Here is a 25,656-nt window from a genome sequence, read left to right as displayed (position 1 = left end):
GACAACTAACTCTGAAGATTAGCTGGAACTTCCCGAGATAACGTGCGTACACAAACGCGACACCACGCACGCGCCGTCGAATTAACTTGCCCATTTCAATTTGAGCCCCGCCTGAAGCGGATAACACTGGATTAATGGTACGTCAGTGCAATAACAACTTCGACAAACGAAGCGTTTTTCAGCCGTTTTGCTGTACAAAAATAACCACGCCTGTGCCAAGGTTGAATGGACCTATCGGGTCGGAACAGGAGTGACGGTGATGGATAACGACGACCAGCAGCAGACTTGTACAAGATGCAACAGGCCGTACAAAGCCGCATCACAAACGGAACGCTACAAGGCAAGCGTCGGCCATGCCGGGCTTTGCAAGCGCTGCATCAAGGATCAGCAAGAACAAGCCATCGATGAAGGCCTGGCGCTTTGCGCGGCGAAAATGATGTTGATTGACCAGCAGTTCAAGCATCCGCCGAAGCGGTGATTCATTCCTGGCCACAGCCTCTGTCTGTTAAGCGCATTTAACTTGCGTCGACTTTTAGCGAAACGCTATACAGCTCAGAAAAGTGGCGAATTGATATTAATTTTCCGGCCAGACGAATACCGATTTGAAAGTGATGACCGTTAATCGGAAGTCCCTGAAGAAAAACCGAAACATCTTCAGCCCTGGAAATCTCAATAGCAGACCTGCCAAAGCGGGTCGCTCACGAGTACCCTCCTGATTGCCCGTACGATGTACGGGCTTTTTTCTCTTTAAACGTTACGTTTTTTATCTGAAGTTTGAGCTCGTCCTATTCCGACGATTATTAACATTCGCTCCGTGATAACGCCGTGGCTCGTTGTTCGGCATATAAACGGCAGGCATCGCCAAACGCCCGGAAGATCTTCAGATAATCCGGATGCGACAGCACCTGCCACTCAGGATGCCACTGCACGCCCAAAGCAAATCCCCTGCTGCCCTCAACCGACAGCGCCTCGATCAAACCGTCCTCCGCCACCGCCTCAATGCGCAACCCCTCAGCCACCCGCGCAATGCCCTGAGCGTGCACCGAATTGACCTTGATCACCCCCTCAAGCCCAAGCCCCGCCAGAACCCCGCCGGGTTGCACGGTCACGTCATGGGTCTTGGCGTACTGCTCTTCGATAGATTCATCACTGGGCGGTTCATGCTCCGGGCCAGGCTCATTAAGCTGCTGATGCAACGTTCCCCGAAAGCCACATTGAGCTCCTGCACCCCACGACACAAACCGAGCACCGGCAACCCGGCAGCGATCGCCGCCCGCAACAACGGCAGCGTCAGGTGATCACGCGCCGGATCATGCTCAGTCCCCGGCGGACTCGGCGGCCCACCGTAATGAAACGGCTCGATATTCGACGGCGCACCGGTGAACAGCAAACCATCGACACTGGCGACAATCTGCTCAGGATCAAGCAGATCAGGAAACATCGGCAAAATCAGCGGCAGCCCGCCCGCCGCGCTGGCCACCGCACGCGAATTCTTATCGTCATTCATCTGCACCGCATGCGGACCGATCTTCCAGCAACTGGCCGTGACCGCAATGACAGGTAATCGAGACATACACTCCCCCGGAATTGGTTGTTGGCGTTTCGCCTGGAATTTTGAGTTCGGGGTTGGTGAGGGCGTTCAGTTGGTTTTATGGGCGCGGTCAATCTGGGTTGCCTGCCTGAACATCAAAAAATCAAGATCAAAAGCCCCTCACCCTAGCCCTCTCCCGGAGGGAGAGGGAACTGACGGGGGTGGATGCGAGAGCAACACCGACCCGAAATACCGAGTCGAACACAAACTCTGAAAAGCCCAAAGATCGGCTCCCTCTCCCTCGGGAGAGGGCTGGGGTGAGGGGAAAATCCACCACGAACCCCAAGCCAACCACCCGCTTCTAACCACTCAACAATGAGCGTTAGCTCGCGTGCCCTTGATCTTGATCTTGCCTAACCAGCGACATCAGAAGGCTGAGCGCAGGGATTGATCGGGGCGTCGGAGCGCAGCGACCGTACGACGAAGTCGTACACAGCGGAAGGAGGTGCAGCGAAGCAAACCGTAGCCGCTGCGCCCGGATTGATCCCGGAGCGAAGGGACCCGAGCCTGCGAGGGCCGTACGTAGGAGCAAGCCTTTTTGGGTACTTTTTCGGCGTCTGGAAAAAGTGCCTCGCCGTAAGGGCGAAACCGCCAGCCGCAGCCCCCGAAGCAACGGATATGCACTCAAAAATACCTTTCATCCCACCCGCGACAAACCCAGTGGAACCGCAAACGTCAGCATTTCTTCTATCGCAAACACACCGATGGAGAACCACAACATGACCGACCATCCACTAATAGCCACCCACACACGAAACGACACCGGCCAGAGCGGCACAATGAGCAGCGCCGAGCGCGCCCTGTCCCTCACCGCCGGCGGCGCCCTGCTCTTGCACGGCTGGCGCACCGGAGGCCTCGCGGGCGCACTGGAAATCGTCGCCGGCGCCTACGGCGTGTGGCGCGGCGCCGCCGGCCACTGCCGCTTGAAACAGGCCCTCACCCCTACCCCGTTCGAACAACAATTCAGCCGCGAACACCACTGGCCGATCAGCGAAGCGATCACCCGCAGCGTGACGATCAACCGCCCGCTTGAAGAAGTCCGCGACTTCATCACCCGCGTCGAAAACATCGGGCCGCTGCTGCGCTGGGTCGACAGCGTCGAACAACTCAGCCCCGACACCACCTGCTGGACCCTCCGCGCCCCAGCCGGGCGCAAGCTGCAAACCACGCTGATTCGCCAGCCCGCCGAAGACCCGAACACCCTGCACTGGCAGACCCCGGATCAATCCAGTTGGCAACACGATATTTCCCTGTCCTTGACCTCCGCCCCCGCCAACCGCGGCACCCAGGTCAAAGCGGTAGTTGTGTGCAAACCGGCGATGGGCAAACTCGGTTACGCCTTCGCCCGCGCAATCAGCCTGTTCAGCGACAAGGCTTTGCTCAACGGCCTGCAAGCCGTGAAGCAGCAGATGGAAACCGGCGAAGTCAGCAACAACCGCATGCGCCCTGAAGGCGACGATGATTTCTTTTATGTCCACGGCGACAGCGGCCATGCCGCGGCCAGCCAGCCACCGGTGAAAACCGGTGTGGCGATTGAAGGGGGGATTCACTGATGCGCGCACTCACCTGGCAAGCACCCAACCATCTGCAAGTCGACAACGTCCCCGATCCGTCGATCCTCAACCCGCGCGATGCAATCATCCGCGTCACGATGTCGTCGGTCTGCGGCTCCGATCTGCACCTGCTCGGCGGTTATGTCCCGGCGATGAAACCGGGCGATATCATCGGCCACGAGTTCATGGGCGAGATCGTTGAGGTCGGCCCCGGCGTCAATGGCCTGCGCAAGGGCGACAAGGTCATCACCATTTCGATCATCGGCTGCGGCAATTGCGAGCCGTGCCAGCGCAGCGATTTTTCCTGCTGCGACAACTCCAACCCCAATCCGTCGGTGACCGACCTCGCCTACGGTCAACCGTGCTGCGGGATCATCGGCTACAGCCACGCGTTCGGCGGCTACCCCGGCAGCCACGCCACCTACGTGCGCGTGCCCTACGCCGACGTCAACCTGTTCAAGGTGCCCGAAGGCGTGCGCGACGAGCAGGCGTTGTTCGTCTCCGATGCCGCGCCCACCGGTTACTTCGCCGCAGACAACGCCGACATACAGCCGGGCGAAACCGTGGCGGTCTGGGGCTGTGGCGGCGTCGGGCTCATGGCGATCTGCAGTGCTTATCTGCTCGGCGCCGAACGGGTCATTGCGATCGATCGTTACCCCGAGCGACTGCGCCTGGCCGAAGAACGCTGCAACGCCATTCCGATCAATTACGAGCAGACCAACGTTCACGAAGCGCTGCTGGAACTGACCGGCGGACGCGGGCCGGACCGCTGCATCGACTGCGTCGGCATGGAAGCCCACGGCACGGAAATCGACTACGCCTACGACAAGACCAAACAGATGCTGCGCCTGCACACCGAACGCGGCACCGTGCTGCGTCAGGCCATTCGCGCCTGTCGCAAGGGCGGCACGGTGTCGGTGGTCGGGGTGTATGGCGGCTTGCTGGACAAATTCCCGATGGGCGCGATCGTCAACAAGGCACTGACGGTGCGCTCCGGGCAACAACCGGGGCAACGCTACGCACCGACGTTATTCGAGCACATCCAGAAAGGCGAACTCGACCCGTCATGGCTGCTGACGCATCCGATGAGCCTGGAGGACGGCGCCGAAGGTTATCGAATGTTCAAGGAGAAAACCGATCAGTGCATCCGCGCCGTGTTCAAGCCGTGAAGCTTGCAACGCCGCTGACGCCGGTTGCCGGCGTCAGCGGCGCTGTCATTCATTCTCATGGCCGTGCGCGTCGGCACAGGACAATCGCCCCGACTCGCCGCCGGCGATGCGTTCTGCCTGATCGATACCGCGCTTGAGCGCGTCCTCGACTTCCCATTCGATACCGGGCAGTTTTCTGATTCGCTCGTAGGCGCATTCGCCGGTCGCCGTGTAGACGCTGATGAACATTTCCACGTCGCCGTCATCCGCCTCGCGTGCCCGTACCTCGATGTGACAGCCGTTTTCAACTTCTTCCGTATGGCACTTTTCCGCCCTCTGCGTGGCCTTCCATTTGTTGTAGGTTTCGCCGCGTTTGAACATGTCGTACTCCTGATCTGAATCCGCTCATTCAAAGACCCAAGCTGTCGCTGGACGATTCCCGAATTTGCCAAAGGTCATTTCCAGCATAGTCCGCCAGTTCCTCTCCGCCGTTTCGCTAGTTCAACCGTTCGTCAGGTTCAGTAACATTTTGTCAAACCAATGCCCAAGGGCTTATTCAAAAAATCGTGGCTCACATGAACCACCGCAAACAACCGCCTGCACATTTAACCAGGCAACTTCGCTGCGCGTTTAAACAAGCACAGCGGTATTACCTCAACCGATTGTTTACATCAGGTGCGTCGCAGTTCCGCCACAGGACGAGGGTCGGCGTTTATACAGGAGCATGTATGAAGCGAATCATTGGGTATGGCCTGACCTATCTCGCTACCAGCGTTGTTCTCGCCGGTTGCAACTTGATCGTGTTCAACCCCAAGGGCCAGGTGGCCAAGGATGAACGCGACCTGATCATTCTCGCGACCGGCCTGATGCTGTTGGTGGTCATTCCGGTCATCGTCATGATGTTTCTGTTTGCTTGGCGCTATCGGGCCACCAATAAAAAGCCCGGTACTCGCCGCGCTGGGCCAGCTCGCACAAGATCGAAGCCGTGGTCTGGGGCGTGCCGTTCCTGATCATCTGCGTGCTCGGCTGGGTCACCTGGAAAACCACGCACGCGCTGGACCCTTATCGACCACTCGACTCCGATGTCCCGCCGGTGAACGTGCAGGTCGTCGCGACGGACTGGAAATGGCTGTTCATCTATCCCGATCTGGGGATCGCCTCGGTGAACGAACTTGCCGTTCCAGTGAATACGCCGGTCAACTTCACCATCACTTCCGACGCCGCGATGACTTCCTTCTTTATTCCCGCCCTCGGCGGGCAGATATATGCCATGGCGGGCATGCAAACCAAGTTGCATTTGATCGCCAATGAAGCCGGCCAATATCGCGGCATTGCCGCCAACTATAACGGCCGCGGCTTCTCCGACATGCACTTCAGCACCCTTGCGTTGAATGGCGCTGACTATGACGCGTGGTTGAACAAGGTCAGGAACACCCCTCAGCAACTTGATCAGAACAGTTATGCCGAACTGGCGAAGCCTACGGTTGCGCACCCGATTACTTATTACTCGAAAGTTCAGGAGCGACTGTTCCTGGATATCGTCGACAAGTACGAAGGCATGAACAAGGCACCACGCCCAAAGGGTAGCCAGGTGCAACGCAACAGCGACGACAAGCGCGTCGATCAACAACCGAGTCTGCTGTCCGAGGAGCGTTAACAATGTTCGGGAAACTTTCATGGGACGCGGTTCCATTGCACGAGCCGATCGTCATGTACACCCTGGCCATCGTTGGCCTGATGGGCTTTGCCCTGGTCGGCACCGTCACCTGGAAGCGCAAGTGGGGTTACCTCTGGCGCGAGTGGTTCACCTCGGTCGATCACAAGAAAATCGGCTGCATGTACATCATCGTTGCCCTGGTCATGCTGCTGCGCGGCTTTTCCGACGCGATCATGATGCGCACCCAGCAGGCCATGGCCTCGAGTGGCGGACCGGGTTATCTACCGCCCGAACATTACGACCAGATCTTCACCGCCCACGGCGTGATCATGATTTTCTTCATGGCCATGCCGTTCGTGGTCGGCCTGATGAACATCGTCGTGCCGTTGCAGATCGGCGCGCGCGATGTGGCGTATCCGTTTCTCAATGCGCTGAGTTTCTGGCTGTTCGTGGTCGGTGCGGCGCTGGTCAATATCTCGCTGGGGGTCGGTGAATTCGCCCGCACCGGCTGGGTCGCCTACCCGCCCCTGTCCGAACTCGGCTACAGCCCCGGGGTGGGGGTCGATTACTACATCTGGTCATTACAGATATCCGGGATAGGCACGTTACTCACCGGGGTCAATTTCTTCGTGACCATTCTGAAGATGCGCACCGAAGGCATGACCCTGTTCAAGATGCCGGTGTTCACCTGGAACGCCCTGTGCACCTCGGTGCTGATCCTTGCCGCGTTCCCGATCCTCACCGCGACCCTGTTGATGCTCACCCTCGACCGCTATCTGGGCATGCACTTCTTCACCAACGAGGCCGGCGGCAACCCGATGATGTACGTCAACCTGATCTGGGCGTGGGGTCACCCGGAGGTGTACATCCTGATTCTGCCAGCCTTCGGGATCTTTTCCGAAATTGCCGCGACCTTCAGCAGCAAGCGCCTGTTCGGTTACGTGTCGCTGGTGTGGGCGACGATCTCGATCACCATCCTCTCGTTCATCGTCTGGCTGCACCACTTCTTCACCATGGGCGCCGGGGCCAACGTCAATGCATTCTTCGGCATCATGACGATGATTATTGCGGTGCCGACCGGGGTGAAAATCTTCACCTGGCTGTTCACCATGTATCGCGGGCGGGTGCGCTTCGAAACACCGATGCTGTGGACGCTGGGTTTTATCGTCACGTTCAGCATCGGCGGGATGACCGGTGTGTTGCTGGCGGTGCCCGGCGCGGACTTCCTGTTGCACAACAGCCTGTTCCTGATTGCGCATTTCCATAACGTGATCATCGGCGGCGCGGTGTTCGGCTACATGGCCGGGCTGACCTACTGGTTCCCGAAAGCCTTTGGCTTCCGCCTCAACGACCGGCTCGGACGCATCGCCTTCTGGTGCTGGCTGATCGGCTTCTACTTCGCCTTCATGCCGTCCTACGTGCTCGGTTTCATGGGCATGACCCGGCGCCTCAACCACTTCGACAACCCGGCCTGGCAACCGTGGCTGCTGCTGGAACTGGTCGGCGTCGGCATCATTCTTTGCGGCGTGTCCGCGCAGGCGCTGCAACTGTATGTGAGCATCCGCCACCGCGCCAAATACCGCGACCTGACCGGTGACCCGTGGGATGGCCGCACGCTGGAATGGGCCACGGCTTCACCGCCGCCGTTCTACAACTTTGCCGAGCAGCCGAAAGTCAACGATCTGGACGCTTACTGGGGCATGAAAGAGCGCGGCGTCAGCACCCTGAGCCACACCGATTACCGCGCCATCCACATGCCACGCAACACCTCGGCCGGTCTGGTGATCAGCATTTTCGCGCTGATCTGCAGCTTCGCCCTGGTCTGGCATATCTGGTGGCTGGCGATCTTCGGCCTGGTGGCTTCGGTGGTTGCCATGGTGGTGCGCAGTTATGACGAAGACATCGACTATTTCGTCCCCGCGCAGGAAGTCGCGCGGATCGAAAAAGCGCGGCTCAAAGACCTGGCGGAGGCTTGATCATGTCCAACATCGTTCTGGAAAAAGACATTGCTCACAGCCACGAGCAGGGCCACGAAGACGCCGGGTCCATGCGGGTGTTCGGTTTCTGGATCTACCTGATGACCGACTGCATCCTCTTCGCGACGCTGTTCGCCGGCTACGCCGTGTTGCGAGACAGCGTCGCCGGAGGGCCGTCGACTGTCGACATTTTCGAGCTGCCCTACGTCCTCGCCGAAACCGCGCTGCTGCTGCTCAGCAGCATCACCTACGGCTACGCGATGCTGGCGATGAACCACAACGACAAGGCCCATGTGCTGCGCTGGCTGGCGGTGACGTTCGTGCTGGGCTGCGGCTTCATCGCGATGGAAATCAATGAATTCCATCATCTCATCGCAGAAGGCTACGGCCCGGATCGCAGCGGTTTCCTCACCGCGTTTTTTACCCTGGTCGGCACCCACGGCGCGCACGTGCTCAGCGGCCTGGTGTGGATGGCGATTCTGATGGCGCAGGTCAGCAGCCGCGGCCTGACCAACACCAACACCACGCGCCTGAGTTGCCTGAGCCTGTTCTGGCACTTCCTCGATGTCGTGTGGATTTGCGTGTTTACCGTGGTTTATCTGTTGGGGGTGGTGTGACATGTATAACCAAAGTCAGGTTCACAGCAGTGCCGGGACCAGCCACGGCAGCAGCCGTTCGTACATGGTCGGCTTCATCATATCGGTGGTCCTCACCGTGATTCCGTTCGGTCTGGTGATGTTTCCAACCTTGCCGCGCAACATCACCGCGTGGGTGGTGGTGGCGCTCGGCGTGGTGCAGGTTTTCGCTCACCTCAAATACTTCCTCCATCTGGACACCGCCTCGGAACAGCGCTGGAACCTGATTGCGCTGATCTTTTCGGTAGTCATCATTCTCCTGCTGGTTGGGCTTTCGCTATGGATCATGGACAGCATTCACCACAACATGCTGGCGCACTGAGGCAATGGAGGGTACCGCTCAACGTCGGCATTGAACTGACCAAACCGGGGATCATCTTCGGCAATCTGGCGTCGGTGCTCGGTGGTTACCTGCTCGCGGTGGCCGGCCGGCCTTTGTCGCTCGCGCATCTGGCGGCCACCGTGTTCGGTACCGCGTTGATCATTGCTTGCGGTTGCGTGATCAATAACTGCGTCGATCGCGATATCGACCGGCGCATGGTCCGCACCTGTCATCGGGCGCTGGCGATCCGGGCGGTGTCAGTGCCGGCAGCCCTGACTTACGCGGGTGTACTGGGATTGCTCGGTTTTGCTTTGCTCTGGCGCGGCACCACGCCGCTGGCCTGCGCACTGGCGGCGATCGGCTTGATCATTTATGCAGGCGTTTATACCTGTCTGATGAAGCGCAGCTCGCATTGGGGCACGCTGGTCGGCAGCCTGTCCGGCGCCATGCCACCGGTGATCGGCTATGGCGCGGTGACCGGCAATTTCGACGCCACTGCGCTGCTGCTGGTCATCGTATTTTGCTGCTGGCAAATGCCGCATTCCCATGCGATTACCGTCATGCGCCACGAAGATTTCCGCGCTGCCGGCCTGCCAACCCTGACGCTGAGTCAGGCGCGGCGCGAGATCGTTTTGTACATGCTGGCGTTCCTCATCAGCGCGGCTGTGCTGGGCTGGGTGGCGAATCTCAACGTGTCGTATCCGCTGGTCATTATCGGTCTGGGTGGCTACTGGTTTTATGTCGCTCTGCGACGAATCAGCCGGCGCACATCGAAAGCCTGGGCACGACGGCTTTTTGTGGTGTCGATCCTGCTGATTCTGGCGCTGAATCTGTCGTTGGCGCTGAACGCGGTGCTGCCATCGTTCAACGTTTAGCCAGATTTTCTCGACCGCTCATCGGCCCTGAGGAAATCCGTTCAAACCCTGCCGCGCTGCCGGTTATCAGATTTTATGCACGCAACAACCATCAGCAACCGGGAGGACACCATGGCTAACGACACCTCAACATCGCAGTGTGCCTGCTCTGGATGCACCTGCAGCTGCAGTGCTGACAACGCCGTTGAACGCGACGGCAAACGCTATTGCAGCCAGGCTTGCGCCGATCTTCACCCCAATGGCCAGCCCTGCCCGTCGAGCAGTTGCCACTGCGAGCAGAATCAGGGGCACAGTGAGCGCAACGTCAGTGATTCAAAACTGGACGAAGCGGTGGAAGAAACCTTCCCCGCCAGCGATCCGATTTCACCGTAACGTGCAGGCCCCGATTTTTACCCCGCTGGAGAGATTGATATGGACGAGGACACCATCCGCAAAACCGCCTATCGCCTTTGGGAAGAGCAAGGCCGGCCGCACGGGCAGGATTTCGATCACTGGTTCCAGGCCCGCGCCGAACTCGATGCGTTCGACTCCGACGGCTTGCCCGGCTCGGTCGCCAGCAGCGTAGCGCCGCCGGCACCTCGAAAAAAAAGCAAAGACGCGCCCGCCACCACGGCGAGCAAAACCCGCAAGAAAACCTCAACCGCAGCGAAATGACCCTCACGATGCCGTCGCCAATCATGCTCGGGCGCTGAAACAATGCAGCGCAGCGCTAACCTGGTGGCGGCAGCTTTCGCCCTCACCGCGTTGTCCTATGGCCTGGCACGGTTTGCCTACGGCCTGCTGCTGCCGCAGATCCGTCAGGAGCTGGCGCTCAGCGTCTCGGCGGCCGGATGGATCGGCGGCAGCGCCTTCGCGGCCTATTGCGTGGGCATCGTGGCGACATTCATCAGTAACGGCAAACTCAGCCCAAGGGCGCTCACGGTGCTTGCCGGTGCGGCCGCTGCGCTCGGCATGGGCTTGATCGTCTTCGCCCAATCGGGCCTGGCGCTGGGCTGTGGCGTGGCCCTCGCTGGGTTGAGCACCGGCCTGACTTCACCACCGCTGGCCAGCGCGGTGGCGGCACGCATTGCCGAGGCGCAGCGCGCGCGGGCCAACGGCTTCATCAACGCCGGTACCGCCGCCGGCATCGTTTTTTCCGGGCTGGCCGTGGTTGTCGCCGCAGGGCAGTGGCGGCAGTTGTATGCACTGTTCGCGATGATGGGGGTCGGCATTACTGCGTGGCTCTGGTTCGCCGTACCGCGCCAAGTCGAGGACACCAGCGCCGGGGACTTCTCATTGACCCTGCTGCGCCGCCCCGGTGTGTTGCCGCTGTGTTGCAGCGCCTTTCTGATGGGACTGGCGAGCACCGCCATCTGGACGTTCGGCGCCGACATTCTGCGCGCTGAAGCCGGTTTCTCCGATCGGTCGATTGCCTGGGCGTGGATATTGCTCGGCGCGGCGGGCATCAGTGGCTGCACCACCGGCGTGCTGACCGATCGTTTTGGTGTTGCGCGCATGCACCGATTGGCCCTTGCAGGGATCGCGGCCGGCACGCTGGGCTTGGCAGCGGCGTCGGTTTCAGCGGTTTATGGACTCGCGACGATGTGCCTGTTTGGCGCCGCTTATATCGTCTCGTCCGGCGTGTATCTGATTCAGGGCATCAACCTGTTTCCGGATCGTCCCGATCTGGGTTTGGGCATTCCGTTTCTGGTCCTGGCGCTGGGACAAACCGCCGGCACGCCGCTGTTTGGCGCGGTGCTGGAAGATGCCGGGGTGATCGTCGCCCTGTGCACGTTTGCCCTGGCTGCCGGCGTGGCGATGCTGCCGAAAGCAAGCGCCGCCGAGCAGTCGATCAAGCCGCCGGTTGGAGAATCTCCAGCAGAAAATCAATAAACACGTTGATCCGGCTTGATCCTCGATGATTCGGCAGGTACAGCGCGTTGATGCAGCTGCTGGCAGTGCCGGGATTGACCTGATACTGCTCGAGCACGCGCACCAGGCGCCCGGCGGCAACATCGTCGCGCACCAGCCAGTCAGCCAGCAGCGTCACCCCGCCTCCATCGATCGCGGCTTCGCGAAGGATGTCGGCATTGTTGCTTTGCAGGCGCCCGTGCACGTTGAGCTGGATGGTTTCGTCGTCGCCTTGAAAGGTCCAGTGCTGGTGCGTGCCGGCGTAATCGAAGCGCAGGCATTGATGGTCGAGCAGGTCGCGCGGATGGCACAGCTCGGCACTGCGCGCCAGATACTCCGGGCTGGCGACGACCCAACGCTGGAACTGCCCGACGCGTTTACTGACGATGTCCTCGCTGACCACTGACGAGCCGAGGCGCACCGAAACGTCGATCTGTTCGCTGAGCAGGTCGCTGACCTGATCACTCAGCGACAGGCTGATTTCCAGGCCCGGATGGCGCGCCAGCAAGCGGCTCAGGTGCGGCGCGATGAGGCGCCGGCCGAACTCCACCGGCACGCTGATGCGCAGCCGCCCTTGCGCCTCGCTGCCACGGTCGGCAACCACCGCGTCGGCTTCGTCGATCGCGTCGAGAATCGCCACGGCCTTGTCGAAGTAAGTCTGCCCGGCCACCGTCACGCTGGTGTTGCGCGTGGTGCGATTGAGCAGGCTCGCGCCCAGTTCGTGTTCCAGCCCCGCCACCTGCCGGGTCACCGAAGACGTCGAGATCCCGAGTTTGCGCGCCGCCGAAGAATAGCCCCCGCAGCGCACGGTTTCGACAAACATCTTCAAGGCCAGCAACTTGTCCATCAGCGGAGTCCGGTCGGAAAGCAACGGCGCTGATTGTGCATCACCGTGCGCTCGCCGTCTTGTATCGCCGTGCTTGCGTGCAGCGGCCAAGTGCTCAGTCATCGGCGTTGTGGCTCAGGAACAGCCCCAGCGCCAGGGCCGGCAACAGCGCTACCGCGACCGCCGAAAGGTTCCAGCCGAAGTGCTCATAGAGCGGGCTGGCGACCAGCGAACCGAGGGCGCCGCCAACGAAAATGCTGGTCATGTACACCGCATTCAGGCGCGCGCGGCTGTGCGGGTCGATGGCGTAAACCTCACGCTGGCCGAGGACCAGGTTCAACTGCACGGCGAAATCCAGCAGCACCGCACACACCACCAGCCACAAGTAACTGCTGCTCGGCAGCGCAGCGATCAGCAGCGAAACCGGGGCCAACAGCAACGCCACCAGCGTACCGCGCCGCGCATGCCCGGCATCGGCCAGGCGCCCGGCAATCGGTGCAGCAATCGCCCCGACCGCGCCGACCAAGGCGAAAATCGCCACTTGCGCCTGACTGAAGCCGTGATGGCGCATCAGTTCAATCGGCGCCAGGGTCCAGAACAGGCTGAAGCTGGCAAACAGCAGCCCTTGATACAGCGACCGCTGACGCAACAGCGCATGCTTGCGCGCCAGGGCAAAGACCGAACCGATCAACGCCGTGTACGTCGCTTTATGGCTCGGCACACGGCGTGGCAGCGCAACGGCGGTGATCAGCGCAATGACCGCCATCAACCCGGCAGCGCTGAAAAACACCCCGCGCCAGCCGAACACTTCGACCAGCAGGCTCGACAGTGGCCGCGACAACAGAATCCCCAGCAGCAGGCCGCTCATGATGTTGCCCACCACTCGGCCGCGCGTGGCTTCAGGCGCCAGATGCGCGGCCAGCGGCACGAGGATCTGCACCGCCACCGAAGTCAGGCCGATCAGCAGGGAAAACACCAGGAACATCGACGGCGAATGGGTCAGGCCGGCGCACAACAGCGTGACACTCGCAGCGAGCGTGAAACCGACCACCAGACGGCGGTTTTCCATCAGGTCGGCCAGCGGCACCAGCAACAGCAAGCCCAGGGCATAACCGAACTGGGTCAGCGAGACGATCAGGCTGGCATTCGCGCTGGAAAGGCCGATCTGCGGCGCGATCAACTCGACAATGGGCTGCGCGTAATAAAGGTTGGCCACGACCGCGCCGCAGCAGAACGCCAGGAACGCGACCATCAGGCCGGAAAGTGAAGCGGGTTGCTCGGCCTTGGCCGTAGCGGCGGGATTGCCGGTGAGCATGGTGACACCTCATTGCGTCTGGAAAAGGTGAGCCAAGGCTACGGCCAGCACCGGGCCGCGAGAATCACTGCGCCGGGCAACGCAGTGATGCGTTTTGCGCAACGGCACACGGCGTTGCTTGTGACGCAACGCGCTGTTGCGCCAAGCGCGGATTCTCCACCGCGCGAGTGTTCTCTAGGCTTTGTCCGAGGCGCAAACGTCGGCGCCCTTCCCCGGTCGCCACAAGGAGCTTCGCATGACTCGCCACGCCCTCCCCCGCTGTTGTGCCCTTTGCCCGGGCCACGCAAATGAACCTGCCCTGGCTGAAATCCCGCACCTTCTGGATTGCCGTTGCGCTGCTGGCTGCGGTGGCTCTGATTGCGGCCGTGCTGTTGATGTGGCGCCCGGCGATTGCGCCGATCGAGCGCCCGACAACCTTCGATAGGGCGCAAATCCAACGCGGTGCGCGGGTCGTCGAAGCCGGTGATTGCGCGGTCTGCCATACCCGCCCCGGCGGTGAATATCTGGCCGGCGGGCTGCCGCTGGTAACGCCGTTCGGCACCCTGTACAGCACCAACATCACCCCGGACGCGCAGACCGGCATTGGCCAGTGGTCGCTGCCTGCCTTCGAACGGGCGATGCGCCAGGGCATCGCCCGTGACGGGCATTTTCTCTATCCGGCATTTCCCTACGTGCACTACCGGCGCATGAGCGCCGACGACATCGCCGATGCCTACGCCTACCTGATGAGCGGCCCTGCCGTGCAGGCACCGGCGCGGCAGAACCAGATGAATTTCCCGATGAACATTCGTCCGTTGGTGTCGTTCTGGAACCTGCTGTTTCTGCACGGCGAACCGCTGACGCCATTGGCCGAACAAAGCGCGGCGTGGAATCGCGGGCGCTATCTGGTCGACGGACCGGGACATTGCGCCGGCTGCCATTCGCCGCTGAACCTGATCGGCGCGGAAAAATCCTCCAAGTACCTGCACGGCGGCAGCGTCGACGGCTGGGACGCCCCGGCGCTGGTCGGTCTGGGGCAACGGGCGAATCCGTGGAACCGCGAGCAACTGGTCGATTATCTGCGTGCCGATGTAGTCGCCGGGCACGGTACTGCGGCTGGTCCGATGCGCCCGGTCAGCCTGAGTCTGGCGCGTCTGCCGGCCAGCGAAGCCGATGCGATTGCCGAGTATCTGCTGAGCCTGGAGCAGCCGCCGACGGTTACCGAAACCACGGCGCCAACGCCGGTCGACCCCGCCTCCACTGCCCAAGGCGCGCTGCTGTTTACCAGTGCCTGCGCCGGCTGCCATGGTCGCGCCGCGCCGATGCGCGAGATCGACGGGCGGCCGCCGCTGGACAGCACCTCGGCGCTGCACGCGGCCAGTTCGCGCAATTTCCTCAAGACCGTACTCGAAGGGCTGCCGGCAGCGCCCGGCGCTCCCGGACCGCAAATGCCGGGGTTCGCCGCCAGCCTCGACAACCGCCAACTCGCCGCGCTGGCTGCGTATCTGCGCCAGCAGGCGCGCCCCGACCAGCCCTGGGCAGACCTCTCTTCCACTATTGAAGCATTACGTCAGGAGACCAAATGAGCCAGATCACCCTCAACGTCAACGGCGCCGCCCAGGCATTGGAGCTGGAGCCGGACATGCCGCTGCTGTATGCGCTGCGCAATCATCTGAACCTCAATGGCGCCAAGTACGGCTGTGGTCTCGGTCAGTGCGGTGCCTGCACGGTGATCGTCGATGATCAACCAGTGTTTGCCTGCCTGACGCCCTGCGCGGGTCTGCAAGGCAAGCAGATCCGCACCGTGGAGAGCCTCGGCAGCGCAGAACAACCCGGCCCGTTGCAAGCGGCCTTCATCGAAAAACAAGCGGCGCAATGCGGCTACTGCATCGCCGGCATGCTGATGCGTGCGCAGGCGCTGCTCGAACAAAATCCTCACCCGGATGAGCAAACCATTCGCGAATACATGGCCGGCAATCTGTGCCGCTGTGGCACGCACCTGCGCATCATCGAAGCGATCAGTCTGGTCGCCGGTCAACACGGGAGCCGGCCATGAGCGAATCCACCGGTCTGAATCCCAGCCGCCGGGCATTCTTGCGCGGCGGCGCGTTGCTGATGGCTTTCACCCTGATGCCGATGGCGCGGCGGGCGCTGGCCGACACTGAAGTCGACACACTCGGCACCGTGGTGCTGGCGCCGGATCTGCCGGGCAGCCTGCGCACCAATCCGTACCTCGACGCGTGGATTCGCATCGGCGCCGACGGCATCACCGTGTACACCGGCAAGGTCGAGCTGGGCACCGGGGTGAAAACCGCGTTGCTGCAAATTGCCGCCGAGCGCCTGCAAGTGCCGGCCAGTGCGATCAACCTGCTGACCGCCGACACCGCGCTGACACCCAACGAAGGCTACACCGCCGGCAGTCACAGCATTTTCGACAGCGGCACCGCGCTGTTCCATGCCGCTGCGCAAGTGCGCGAGATGCTGGTGGACTCCGCCGCGCGCAACTGGAAGGTAGACCCGGCGCAGCTGACTACCGCTGATGCAATGATCGAAGGACCGACCGGGCGTCGCATGAGTTACGCCGAAGCGGTCAGCAACGTCGATGTGCACCAATACGCCAAGGCGCAATCGCCGAGCCTGCCAGCGGCGGATTTCAAGCTGATCGGGCATTCGCTGCCGCGTCTGGACATCCCGGCAAAAGTCAGCGGCGGCGCCGCGTTCGTCCAGGACATGCGCTTGCCCGGCATGCTCCACGCGCGGGTGATTCGCCCGCCGCGTCCGGGTTGCACGCTGGAGGCGTTCGATGCGCCGGCCATTGAGGCGTTGGCCGGGGTGGTCAAGGTAATCCGCGACGGCAATTATCTCGCCGTGCTTGCCCGTGATGAATGGCAAGCGATCAAGGCCATGCGCAGCGCCAGCGAGGTCGCGCGCTGGCGTGGTGGCGACGCAATTCCCGAGGCCGCCGATATCCATGCCTTGCTCAAGCGCCTGCCTTCGCGGCGCTATCCGATCAGCAACAATGGCGACGTGAATAACGCCGGTGAAACGCGTTTCAAGGCGCGGGTGACCAAGCAGTATCTGATGCACGGCTCGATCGGTCCGTCCTGCGCCGTGGCCTGGTTCAAGGACGGCGTGCTGACGGTGTGGACGCATACCCAAGGCGTCTATCCGCTGCGCGCCGGCATCGCCGAAATGCTGCGCCTGCCGCCGGAGCGGGTGCGCTGCATCCACACCGAGGGCTCGGGCTGTTACGGCCACAACGGTGCCGACGATGCCGCCGCCGACGCCGCGTTGATCGCCATGCGCGTACCCGGCACGCCGGTGCGTGTGCAGTGGATGCGTGAGCAGGAAAATCTCTGGGAACCCTACAGCTCGGCGATGGTGGCCGAGGTCGACGTCGGCCTGTCCAACAGTCGCCTGCAGGACTGGAACTACGAACTGTGGACCACGCCGCACAACGAGCGCATCGTCAATGCCGGGCGCTTGTTGCCGGCGCGCTTGCTCGCGCAGCCATTCGTGTCAGCGCCCTCGGTGCCGATCGCCCAGCCCGAAGGCGACGGCGACCGCAACGCCGTGCCGCTGTATGACCTCGGCGCGACGCGGATCAACATGAATTTCGTCACCACCATGCCGTTTCGTACTTCGGCGATGCGCTCGCTCGGCGCGCACATCAATATCTTCGCCATCGAAGCGAGCATTGATGAACTGGCAAACAAAGCCGGCCTCGATCCAGTGGCCCTGCGCCTGGCGCATCTGAGCGACCCGCGTGCGCGTGCGGTGATCGAGCGCGTCCGCGATGCCATCGACTGGCCGCGAAAAAGTCCCGAGCCCGGCGCCGGTATCGGTTTTGCCTTCGCCCGCTACAAGAACATCATGGGTTATTGCGCCCTCGCTGTGCGCCTGCGCGTGCATCCGCAAACCGGCGAGGTGCGCATCGAGCATGTGGTGACGGCGGTGGATGTCGGCCAGATCGTCAGCCCCGACGGCCTGCGCAATCAGGTCGAGGGCGGCATCGTGCAGTCGACGAGCTGGACGCTGTACGAAAAAGTCGCCTACGACGCGGGCGGCATTCGCAGTTACGACTGGAGCGGTTATCCGATCCTGCGCTTCACGCAACTGCCGAAAAAGGTCGACGTGCATTTGCTTGATCAGCCCGGCGAACCGTTTCTGGGCGCCGCCGAAATTGTCCAGGGGCCGATGGCCGCTGCCCTCGGCAATGCCATCGCCAATGCCACCGGCCGGCGCTGGCTGAACCTGCCGCTGAGTCGTTCCGCCCAACCTTCCTGAGCCCATCCCGCGTTCATCGCCAATGAACGCGGACGCCATTGCGCCAGGCGCAAAACAGCGTAGCGCCGCCCACCGATTATCACCCCCGCCCGGCGCGGTTAACGTAGCTCTACCGCGTGCGCAGCCCGGCTGTCGCGCTTCAAGTCATTCGTTAATTATCTGGAGTTGCCCATGACCCGCCGCCTGTTCCAACCCGTCACCCTCGGCCCTTACACCCTCGCCCATCGCGTCGCCATGGCGCCGCTGACCCGCTCACGCGCCGGCCAGCCGGGCGATGTGCCGAGCGCGATGAACGCCGAGTACTACCGCCAACGCGCCAGCGCTGCGCTGATCATCACCGAAGCCACGCAGATCTCCCGTCAGGGCCAGGGCTACGCATGGACACCGGGCATTTACAGCGATGAGCAGGTCGAGGCCTGGCGTGCAGTCAGCGGCGCGGTGCATGGCGCTGGCGGGCTGATCTTCATGCAGCTGTGGCATGTCGGCCGCGTCTCGCACCCGAGCTTTCAACCGGACGCCGGCCTGCCCGTCGCACCGAGCGCACTGCCGGTACCCGGCAAGACTTTCATCGTTGACGAAAACGGCCAAGGCGTCTGGGGCGATGTGCCGGTACCGCGCGCCCTCGAAACCGCCGAAATCGCCGCCATCGTCGAGGACTATCGCCTCGCGGCGCGCAATGCCATGCGTGCCGGGATGGACGGTGTCGAGATCCACGCGGGCAACGGCTACCTGCTCGATCAGTTCCTCAACAGCAACAGCAACCAGCGCGACGATGCCTACGGCGGCAGCGTCGAGAATCGCGCACGTCTGTTGCTCGAAGTGGTTGCGGCCGTGGCCGACGAAGTGGGGGCCGAACGCGTCGGCGTACGCCTGACGCCAATGGGGCGTTTCATGGGCATGGGCGATGACACCCCAGAAGACACGTTTGGCTATCTGGTCAATGCGCTCAATCGCTGGGATCTGGCGTATCTGCACCTGGTTGAGCCGGCGATGGTCGGCACGGTAAAGGACGAACATTTCGACCCGCGCTGGGACGCGATCATTGCCCAACTGCGCGCAACCTGGAAAGGCGTGCTGATCCTCGCGGGCGGCTATGACGCCGAGTCTGCCGAGCAGGCACTGCGCTCGGGACGCGCCGACATCATTGCGTTTGGCCGGCCGTTTCTGGCCAACCCGGACCTGCCGCGACGGATCCGCGAGCACCTGTCGCTGAACACGCCGGACCCGAGCAGTTTCTTTGGTGGCGATGAGCGCGGGTACGTCGATTATCCGTTTCATGCCTGAGCAGGAAATGCGGCGCGGCTTCAGAACTTTTCAGGTTTGCTTAAGGACTTTAAATGTCGGTGGCGCCCAGACTTTGCCTAACGATCAGGAGAGCCGCCATGACCCCGCAATCGCTGAATTCAGACTTCCCCTGCACTCAGGCGCGCCCATTGGGCGCGCTGTCCGGCTGGCAGGAACGCCGCGCCAAGGCGTTCATTCTCGGCGACTTGAGCCGCAGCTTGCGGGTCAGTGAGATTGCCGAGCATTGCAACCTGTCGCGCAGTCATTTTTCCCGTGCGTTCAAGCTGGTCACGGGCTGCTCGCCGCAGGAGTGGATGTTGCGGGTGAAGATCGACAAGGCGAAGGGGTTGTTGCTGACGTCAATGCCGATTACCGAGATCGTCTATGAGTGTGGGTTTTCGGATCATTCGCACTTTACCCGTACGTTCGGGCGCTTGGTGGGGATGCCGCCGAAGGCCTGGCGTCAGGCGATGAGGCTGGATGTTGCGCGTGTTGCGGTGGTGGGCGAGCGGGTGGCGGTTTGGGAAGGTGCGGCGGGTTTTGGGGTTGCGGTGCGGGGGTGGAATTGCGTACTTGATTCTGGTTTGTTTGCTCCCTCTTTGGGCCGCTTTGTTGCGGTCTTTTTTTTGGCCGTGGCGGCCTTTGGGCCGACCAGGCTTTGGGGGTTTTGGGTGAATATCCGTTGCCGCGGTAACGGCTTCTTATGGTTTCGCCCTTACGGCGAGGCACTTTTTCCAGACGCCGAAAAAGTACCCAAAAGGCTTGCTCCTACGTACGGCCCTCGCAGGCTCGGGTCCCTTCGCTGCGGGATCGATCCGGGCGCAGCGGCTACGGTTTGCTGCGCTGCACCTCCTTCCGCTGTGTACGACTTCGTCGTACGGTCGCTGCGCTCCCACGCCCGGATCAATCCCTCCACTCAGCCTTCCGATGTCGCTGGTTAGGCAAGATCAAGATCAAGGGCACTCGAGCTAACGCTCATTGTTGAGTGGTTAGAAGCGGGTGGTTGGTTTGGGATTTATGGTGTGGCTGCCCCTCACCCCAGCCCTCTCCCCCTGGAGAGGGAGCCGATCTGCGTTGGCTTTAAAAATTGAGTACGACTCGGTATTTCAGGTCGGCGTAACTTTCGCATCCACCACAGTCAGTCCCCTCTCCCTCCGGGAGAGGGCTAGGGTGAGGGGCTTTTGATCTTCAGCACCGATTCAAGCATCACCCGGCAATCCGATCGGCAACGTAAATCCAATCCGTGCCCCCTCTTCGCTGTCTTCCACTTGCAGTGTGCCGCCGTGAGCATTGATGACGGTTCGGCAGATGGCGAGGCCCATGCCCATGCCGCTGCCTTTGGTGGTGTAGAACGCGTCGAAGATGTGTTCGCGCTGGGCTTCGGCGATACCGGGGCCGTTGTCCTGGAGGGTGATGTGGATGTGCTGATCGCGGCGTATGGACTCGATGGTCAGTTGGCCGGGGCGGTCGTGGCTGGCGATGGCTTCGAGGGCGTTGGTGATCAGGTTGTAGATGACTTGCTGGATCTGTACCCGGTCGACGGCGACGTTGCAGCCGGCGTTGAGGCGGGTTTGCAGGGTGGCATTGCGGTTGTGCAAGTCGGTAGCGGTCAGGTGGATGACTTCGCTGATCAGGTCATCGATCGCGATGGGCAGACGTTTGAGTGGGGCCTGTTTGGCCAGCGCGCGCAGGGCCTGGACGATTTCGCTGGCGCGGGCGCTGTCGGCGCGGATGTCTTCCAGGCCTTGAATGGCTTCGTTCAGGTCTGGCGTGGCGCGTTTGAGCCAGCGCAGGCTGGCCGAGGCGTTGGAGGTGATGCCGAGCAGCGGCTGGCTGATTTCGTGGGCGATCGAGGCGGACAGTTCGCCCATCATTTTCAGGTGCGAGTTGCGCGCCAGTTCGGCGCGGGAGCTGCGCAGGTCGGCTTCCATTTGTGCGCGCAGGCGGTTGTCTTCGACCAGTTGCGCGTAGAGCCGGGCGGTCTGCAGCGACACCGCGGCTTGTGAGGCGAGGATTTCCAGCATGGTCAGGCGTTCGGCGTTGAACAGTTTCGGCACCAGGCTGTTTTCCAGATACACCAGCCCGATCAGCGCGCCCTGTTTGAGCAACGGCAGGCACATCATCGAGCGTGTCTGCCGTGGTTGCAGGTCGCTGCTGTAGGCCTCGGGGCATTGGAGGCTGGCGTCGTCGAGCACCAGTGGCGTGCGTGTGCGCATGGTTGCGTTGAGAACCGAGACCGGGGCCATGTGTTCGAGGGGCTGGTCGTTGGCCTGGGTCACACGCACGTTGCCAGACTCGATAAACGCCGCCGCGGCCGGTTGCAGTGCGCCGTCGGTCACCAGCATCAGCACACCCTGATCGGCACCGGCATGGATCATCAGGTGGTTCATCAGGGTTTCAACCAAGCGGTCGAGCAGCACTTCCTGCGACACCGCGCGGGCGGCCTCGATGCCCACTTGCAGATCGAGGCGTGCGCGGGTGACCGGGGTTACCGTTTCCAATGAATGTTCAGTGACCAGAAAAGGATGCAACGCCTGCAACTGCTGCGCCTTGGCTTGCGCGCCCCACAACGCATAACAATCGCGGGCCACGCGCAGGTGGTGATGGGCACCGGACACCAGACCGCTGTTCAGGCAGATCTGCGCCAGTTGCTCGTGGGCCAGCGCCTGTTCGTGAATGAATCCGGCAGCTGCGGCGGCGATCTGCGACTGGTCGAAGCAGCGGATGGCAACCAGGCCTTCGCCGCGCACGCGGGCAATCGCGCCTTCGATCAGCAGTAACTTGTTGGCGAAGGTCGACGGGTTGAGTTCGACCCAGCGCAGGAATCGCTGACGGTGCTGTTCCAGCGTGTGCAGTTTTTCGATGACCTCGCCCGGCGCCTCGTCACTGGCCAGCGCCAGACTGTAAAACAGGTAGTAATCGGCCAGGTTGATATGCGCCGGCAGCGACCAGGCCAAGGCGCCCGCCTCTTCGAAGCGCCGCAAGGCATACGCGATGTCGCCAAAATAAAACGCAGACATGCCCGAATACAGCCAGCGCCAGAACAGCGTCGGCTGCGACACGCGTTCGCGGTCCAACGGGCCGAAGCAATCATGTTCAAGCCGCGCAAGATCAGCAACGGCACGCGGCGCCGGGCCGTTGCGCAACTCCGTGGCGAATGTCTGCTGCGCCAGCAAAATACGTTCGATATCGATGTAATGAAACTGGCGGACCCAGGCCAGACCGTGCTCCAGTTCGCTCAGCACACTGGGCAGCGGCTCGCCCATGAACAGCAGATCAGAGGCGATGTGGTTGCAGGCGTAACACGACATGCCGAGGTCACCGCCCGCCTGCCCGCATTCGAACGCGGCGAAAGCTTTTTGCCGGGCGTACGCCAGTGGCCGCGTCCATGGACTGACCTGATCGAGCGCCACCAGCGTGCCCGTGCGCCCGGCTTCATAGCCATGCAGATCGGTGAGCTGCAGCGCCAGCTCGGCATAGGCCTGACCATCGACGTACTCGCCGTAGCGATCGGCGATCATCACCCCGAACCAGGCGAATCCGTAGCCACTGCTCGGCGTAGTGCCATGCAGCAGCGTGAGCTCGACCATTTTCGCCAAGTGCACAAAGGAGATGTCGTCCTTGACGAAGAACGAAGCAATCAGCGTGCTGAGCAGTTCCATGGCTGCTTCGATACGCGGATCATCCGTCGGCGGCAGTGCGGCCAGGTCGGCGATCCGACGCGTACCGCGCAACTCGCGAACGCGCTCGAAAGCCTCGGTCATCTGCGCCCGTGAAGGCTTGCGTTGCAACGAGATGTCCAGCAGTGCCAAGCCGCTCAGCGCTTCACTGATCGCGCCCTGATAATCGGAATGCAGCGTGCGCAAACTGGCGCGTAACCGATAGGTTTTCGCCTGGTCCAGCGGCGTGGCGGCGTGTTGCAGGCAATCGTCGAGACGTTGCTGGGCGCCAGGCAGGTCCGCCAACAGCATCACGCACTCGGCGGCCAGCCAACGGCTGGCGAAGGCCTGCGGGTACAGCTGCGTCCAGCCATTGGCACCGAGCAGGCGCTCGGCAATCAGCAGATAATCCAGGGCTTGATCGACAGCGGCAGTGTCGCGCGCGCGCTCGGCGGCCAGGACCAGCACTTTGATGAAATCGGCGCGGCGATGGCTTTCAGGTATGTCGGTGTCGATACGTTGAATCTGGCTGGCGATTTCGAAGACGTGTTGATCGACCTCCTCGCTCCACTCATCGAGCATCACCGCTGCGATGCGTGCGTGCTCGGCGGCACGACCGATCGACGCGGGCAGTTGCGCCGCGGCCTCGAACACGCGGTCGTGCGGGAACAGCAGTTGGTGGTTTTCGCCCAGCAGAAATCCGCCGTTGACCAGAAACTCGACGTCGCGGGCCAGTTGCGGCGGATCGTCCGGCAGCAAACGCTGCAACAGCGCTTCGTCACAGCGACCACCGACATAGCCGGCACAGCGCAACACCTCTCGCGCCGACGCGGGCAGGCGCTGCAAGCGCTGCACCATCAGATCGGCGACGTTATCGGCGTAGCGATAGCCGGCCAGCGCGCCGGGCGCCCACGTCCAGCGATGCTGCATGGCATCGAAATGCAGCAGCCGCTCATCCATCAACGCCCGCGACACCTGACTGACAAACAACGGATTGCCGGCAGTCTTGAAATGCACGACTTCGGCCAGCGCTTCAATGTTGTCGACCTCCGCGTCCAGCTCGGCCGCAATCAATTGCGCGACCGCCTGCACCGACATCGGCCCCACCTCGATACGCGACACCGGCAACGCCGACTCACGGCACAACTCGTCGAGCAATCCGCCCTCACCGCCCAGCACGGCAGTTTCATCGTCACGATAGGCCAGAATCAGCAGCAGATGCCGCGGCGGGCGCGCAATGAAGGCCTTCAGAAAGGCTTGGGTCGAGTCGTCGGCCCATTGCACATCGTCGATAAACAGCACCAGCGGCCGCCCCGGCTGGGCGAACACCTGCAGCACATCGAGCAGAGTGCGACTGGCGCGATCGAGTGCATGACGGGCTGGCATGTTGGGCAGCTCTGCGGTGACGCCGATGAGCAATTCGGCCTCGGGCACCAGCTCCACCAGCAGGCGGCCACGCCCTTTGAGCACTTCGGTCAACTGCGCGCTGAGCGCCTGCATTTCCAGCGCCGGTTTGCCCAGCAACTGCGTGACCAGCGAGCGGAACACCTGCACCAGCGGCGCAAAAGGAATGTCGTTGTGCAACAGGTTGAGCTTGCCGCTGGCCCAGTAACCCGGCGCCTGCCCACGGATACTCTGATGAATCAGCGTCGACTTGCCCGCCCCAGGCGCGCCAGCGACCAGCAAAACCCGGGCGATGCCGTCGCTGCGCACGCGCTGAATCTGTTCGAGCAATTGCGCACTCTCCGCCTCGCGACCGAACAGCAACTCGCCACGGGTGGTTTTCGTCAGCGCATCGAAGGCGCCCAGGCGAAACGCGTCGATCCGCCCGTGCTCACGCCACTGGCGCAGGCACCAGGCCAGATCTGCGGCCAGCGACTCAAGGCTCTGATAGCGTGCGTCCGGTTCTTTTGCCAAGCCTTTGAGCAAGACCTGGCAAAGCCCTTGCGGCAAATCGTTTACATACACGTCAGGCGATGGCGGCTGGACGGCGGCGTGCACATGCCGCCACTGCGCCGGGTCGCGGGCCATCAGCGGCGTGCGACCGGTGAGCACTTGATAGAGGATGGCCGACAAGGCGTACACGTCGCTGCGTTCATCGTTCGCCGCAACGTCGTGCTGCACCTGCTCCGGCGCCAGATAAGGCCAGTGTTCGATAACCGGCAGTTCGCTGTTCGACAGATCGGGCGCGGCGGTGTGCACGCCCATCAACCTGACCGAGTCGTCGGCACCGACCATCAGGTGCCATGGCAGCAGACCGACGCGGCGAACGCCAGCCTGGCCAGTCAGCGCCAGTGCGTTGGCCGCCGCCACGGCAATGTGCAGAAACCGATCCAGCGCCAGGCCGGCGTCGCTGATCAACTCCGCCAGCGACTCACCCCACGCGGGATACACCAACAGCGGGCCGGCGGCCGAGCGGATCTGTGCAACCGGGGCAACCACCCACTCGGCAGGCAGGTGCAGGTGGAAATCGCGCTCCAGGCGTTTGCACACAGTCGGGCGCTGAATCGGTGCGCGCACGGCAAACCAGCGCTTGAGCGTGCGGCCATCTTCGAGGCTGTACCAGGTCAGTTCGTTATCGCGGCGCCACAGGCTGAACCGGCAACTGTCCAGCCACGCTTCGTCATGCAGCAGGGCTGGGGACGGACAGGACATGGGG

19 protein-coding genes and 2 pseudogenes are annotated in these 25,656 nt (G+C 62.3%); 16 read left to right on the top strand and 5 right to left on the bottom strand.

The genetic code is table 11. The annotated features are described in order from the left end of the window. Nucleotides 1-259: 259 nt before the first annotated feature. The gene (locus M0746_RS10120) at nucleotides 260-478 is read left to right on the top strand and encodes a hypothetical protein (protein ID WP_258449044.1); all 219 of its coding nucleotides are present in this window, start codon (nucleotides 260-262) and stop codon (nucleotides 476-478) included. A 322-nt stretch (nucleotides 479-800) separates the two neighbouring features. Here M0746_RS10120 and M0746_RS10115 read toward each other — a convergent pair. Further along, nucleotides 801-1,573: pseudogene (locus tag M0746_RS10115) on the bottom strand (gamma-glutamyl-gamma-aminobutyrate hydrolase family protein). Nucleotides 1,574-2,310: 737 nt separating this feature from the next. Between M0746_RS10115 and M0746_RS10110 the strand changes: the two are divergent. Together M0746_RS10110 and M0746_RS10105 are read left to right on the top strand one after the other, a co-directional pair. Then, on the top strand, nucleotides 2,311-3,144 hold the full coding sequence (locus tag M0746_RS10110; protein WP_258449043.1) for an SRPBCC family protein: 834 nt from the start codon (nucleotides 2,311-2,313) through the stop codon (nucleotides 3,142-3,144). Beyond that, a complete protein-coding gene (locus tag M0746_RS10105; protein ID WP_203421868.1) occupies nucleotides 3,144-4,313 on the top strand; it encodes a zinc-dependent alcohol dehydrogenase in 1,170 nt (389 codons plus the stop codon). Before M0746_RS10110 ends, M0746_RS10105 begins: the two co-directional genes overlap by 1 nt. A 45-nt stretch (nucleotides 4,314-4,358) precedes the next feature. Here the strand turns inward: M0746_RS10105 and M0746_RS10100 are convergent, their stop codons facing one another. After that, entirely contained in the window at nucleotides 4,359-4,673 is a 315-nt protein-coding gene (locus tag M0746_RS10100; RefSeq protein ID WP_208940885.1) for a hypothetical protein, read from the bottom strand. A 347-nt stretch (nucleotides 4,674-5,020) separates the two neighbouring features. Here M0746_RS10100 and cyoA point away from each other — a divergent pair. From cyoA to M0746_RS10060, 8 genes and pseudogenes are all read left to right on the top strand, one after another. Beyond that, a pseudogene (cyoA, locus tag M0746_RS10095) lies at nucleotides 5,021-5,949 on the top strand (ubiquinol oxidase subunit II). A 2-nt stretch (nucleotides 5,950-5,951) separates the two neighbouring features. After that, on the top strand, nucleotides 5,952-7,925 hold the full coding sequence (cyoB, locus tag M0746_RS10090) for a cytochrome o ubiquinol oxidase subunit I (RefSeq protein ID WP_258449042.1): 1,974 nt from the start codon (nucleotides 5,952-5,954) through the stop codon (nucleotides 7,923-7,925). A gap of 2 nt (nucleotides 7,926-7,927) precedes the next feature. Further along, nucleotides 7,928-8,542, top strand: coding sequence for a cytochrome o ubiquinol oxidase subunit III (locus M0746_RS10085; protein ID WP_258449041.1), 615 nt, complete (start codon nucleotides 7,928-7,930; stop codon nucleotides 8,540-8,542). 1 nt (nucleotide 8,543) lies between these two features. Beyond that, the gene (cyoD, locus tag M0746_RS10080; RefSeq protein ID WP_258449040.1) at nucleotides 8,544-8,882 is read left to right on the top strand and encodes a cytochrome o ubiquinol oxidase subunit IV; all 339 of its coding nucleotides are present in this window, start codon (nucleotides 8,544-8,546) and stop codon (nucleotides 8,880-8,882) included. Beyond that, a complete protein-coding gene (cyoE, locus tag M0746_RS10075) occupies nucleotides 8,840-9,757 on the top strand; it encodes a heme o synthase (RefSeq protein WP_258449039.1) in 918 nt (305 codons plus the stop codon). The genes cyoD and cyoE overlap by 43 nt, the downstream gene beginning before the upstream one ends. Before the next feature lie 111 nt (nucleotides 9,758-9,868). After that, complete coding sequence (locus M0746_RS10070; RefSeq protein WP_208940891.1) at nucleotides 9,869-10,129, top strand: metallothionein; 261 nt, start codon at nucleotides 9,869-9,871, stop codon at nucleotides 10,127-10,129. A gap of 39 nt (nucleotides 10,130-10,168) precedes the next feature. Beyond that, nucleotides 10,169-10,411 (top strand): DUF2934 domain-containing protein, encoded by a 243-nt coding sequence (locus M0746_RS10065; protein WP_258449038.1) that lies wholly within the window; start codon nucleotides 10,169-10,171, stop codon nucleotides 10,409-10,411. A 42-nt stretch (nucleotides 10,412-10,453) separates the two neighbouring features. After that, nucleotides 10,454-11,629 (top strand): MFS transporter, encoded by a 1,176-nt coding sequence (locus M0746_RS10060; protein WP_258449037.1) that lies wholly within the window; start codon nucleotides 10,454-10,456, stop codon nucleotides 11,627-11,629. Here M0746_RS10060 and M0746_RS10055 read toward each other — a convergent pair. Further along, nucleotides 11,589-12,494: a LysR family transcriptional regulator gene (locus tag M0746_RS10055; protein WP_258449036.1), complete on the bottom strand. Its 906-nt coding sequence runs from the start codon at nucleotides 12,492-12,494 to the stop codon at nucleotides 11,589-11,591. The two genes, M0746_RS10060 and M0746_RS10055, sit on opposite strands and share 41 nt — an antisense overlap. Nucleotides 12,495-12,588: 94 nt before the next feature. After that, the gene (locus M0746_RS10050; protein WP_258449035.1) at nucleotides 12,589-13,788 is read right to left on the bottom strand and encodes an MFS transporter; all 1,200 of its coding nucleotides are present in this window, start codon (nucleotides 13,786-13,788) and stop codon (nucleotides 12,589-12,591) included. A 287-nt stretch (nucleotides 13,789-14,075) separates the two neighbouring features. Between M0746_RS10050 and M0746_RS10045 the strand changes: the two genes are divergently transcribed. The 5 genes from M0746_RS10045 to M0746_RS10025 all read left to right on the top strand — a co-directional run bounded on the left by M0746_RS10045 (nucleotide 14,076) and on the right by M0746_RS10025 (nucleotide 20,279). Beyond that, nucleotides 14,076-15,353: a c-type cytochrome gene (locus tag M0746_RS10045; RefSeq protein WP_258449034.1), complete on the top strand. Its 1,278-nt coding sequence runs from the start codon at nucleotides 14,076-14,078 to the stop codon at nucleotides 15,351-15,353. Next, nucleotides 15,350-15,823, top strand: coding sequence for a (2Fe-2S)-binding protein (locus M0746_RS10040; RefSeq protein ID WP_258449033.1), 474 nt, complete (start codon nucleotides 15,350-15,352; stop codon nucleotides 15,821-15,823). The genes M0746_RS10045 and M0746_RS10040 overlap by 4 nt, the downstream gene beginning before the upstream one ends. Beyond that, nucleotides 15,820-18,054: a xanthine dehydrogenase family protein molybdopterin-binding subunit gene (locus tag M0746_RS10035; protein WP_258449032.1), complete on the top strand. Its 2,235-nt coding sequence runs from the start codon at nucleotides 15,820-15,822 to the stop codon at nucleotides 18,052-18,054. Before M0746_RS10040 ends, M0746_RS10035 begins: the two co-directional genes overlap by 4 nt. A 171-nt stretch (nucleotides 18,055-18,225) precedes the next feature. Continuing rightward, complete coding sequence (locus M0746_RS10030; protein WP_258449031.1) at nucleotides 18,226-19,338, top strand: alkene reductase; 1,113 nt, start codon at nucleotides 18,226-18,228, stop codon at nucleotides 19,336-19,338. 98 nt (nucleotides 19,339-19,436) lie between these two features. Further along, nucleotides 19,437-20,279 carry a helix-turn-helix domain-containing protein gene (locus M0746_RS10025; RefSeq protein ID WP_258449030.1) on the top strand — a complete coding sequence of 281 codons (843 nt, stop codon included), beginning with the start codon at nucleotides 19,437-19,439 and terminating at the stop codon, nucleotides 20,277-20,279. A gap of 258 nt (nucleotides 20,280-20,537) precedes the next feature. On the opposite strand, the gene M0746_RS10020 is transcribed toward M0746_RS10025, so the two are convergent. Continuing rightward, nucleotides 20,538-25,589 (bottom strand): trifunctional serine/threonine-protein kinase/ATP-binding protein/sensor histidine kinase, encoded by a 5,052-nt coding sequence (locus M0746_RS10020; protein ID WP_446731293.1) that lies wholly within the window; start codon nucleotides 25,587-25,589, stop codon nucleotides 20,538-20,540. Nucleotides 25,590-25,656: the final 67 nt, after the last annotated feature.

The organism is Pseudomonas sp. S11P7, assembly GCF_023195435.1.
GTDB classification, from domain to species: Bacteria; Pseudomonadota; Gammaproteobacteria; order Pseudomonadales; family Pseudomonadaceae; genus Aquipseudomonas; species Aquipseudomonas fluorescens_G.
This window is presented reverse-complemented; position numbering and strand designations above follow the sequence as displayed.

Bases quoted from the DNA above. Each gene is read 5' to 3' on its own strand.
- M0746_RS10070 (WP_208940891.1), top strand. From the start codon at position 9,869: ATGGCTAACGACACCTCAACATCGCAGTGTGCCTGCTCTGGATGCACC.
- M0746_RS10100 (WP_208940885.1), bottom strand. From the start codon at position 4,673: ATGTTCAAACGCGGCGAAACCTACAACAAATGGAAGGCCACGCAGAGG.
- cyoD (WP_258449040.1), top strand. From the start codon at position 8,544: ATGTATAACCAAAGTCAGGTTCACAGCAGTGCCGGGACCAGCCACGGC.
- M0746_RS10120 (WP_258449044.1), top strand. From the start codon at position 260: ATGGATAACGACGACCAGCAGCAGACTTGTACAAGATGCAACAGGCCG.
- M0746_RS10085 (WP_258449041.1), top strand. From the start codon at position 7,928: ATGTCCAACATCGTTCTGGAAAAAGACATTGCTCACAGCCACGAGCAG.
- M0746_RS10045 (WP_258449034.1), top strand. From the start codon at position 14,076: ATGAACCTGCCCTGGCTGAAATCCCGCACCTTCTGGATTGCCGTTGCG.
- cyoE (WP_258449039.1), top strand. From the start codon at position 8,840: ATGGATCATGGACAGCATTCACCACAACATGCTGGCGCACTGAGGCAA.
- M0746_RS10110 (WP_258449043.1), top strand. From the start codon at position 2,311: ATGACCGACCATCCACTAATAGCCACCCACACACGAAACGACACCGGC.
- M0746_RS10050 (WP_258449035.1), bottom strand. From the start codon at position 13,788: ATGCTCACCGGCAATCCCGCCGCTACGGCCAAGGCCGAGCAACCCGCT.
- M0746_RS10035 (WP_258449032.1), top strand. From the start codon at position 15,820: ATGAGCGAATCCACCGGTCTGAATCCCAGCCGCCGGGCATTCTTGCGC.
- M0746_RS10105 (WP_203421868.1), top strand. From the start codon at position 3,144: ATGCGCGCACTCACCTGGCAAGCACCCAACCATCTGCAAGTCGACAAC.
- cyoB (WP_258449042.1), top strand. From the start codon at position 5,952: ATGTTCGGGAAACTTTCATGGGACGCGGTTCCATTGCACGAGCCGATC.
- M0746_RS10065 (WP_258449038.1), top strand. From the start codon at position 10,169: ATGGACGAGGACACCATCCGCAAAACCGCCTATCGCCTTTGGGAAGAG.
- M0746_RS10030 (WP_258449031.1), top strand. From the start codon at position 18,226: ATGACCCGCCGCCTGTTCCAACCCGTCACCCTCGGCCCTTACACCCTC.
- M0746_RS10040 (WP_258449033.1), top strand. From the start codon at position 15,350: ATGAGCCAGATCACCCTCAACGTCAACGGCGCCGCCCAGGCATTGGAG.
- M0746_RS10025 (WP_258449030.1), top strand. From the start codon at position 19,437: ATGACCCCGCAATCGCTGAATTCAGACTTCCCCTGCACTCAGGCGCGC.
- M0746_RS10055 (WP_258449036.1), bottom strand. From the start codon at position 12,494: ATGGACAAGTTGCTGGCCTTGAAGATGTTTGTCGAAACCGTGCGCTGC.
- M0746_RS10060 (WP_258449037.1), top strand. From the start codon at position 10,454: ATGCAGCGCAGCGCTAACCTGGTGGCGGCAGCTTTCGCCCTCACCGCG.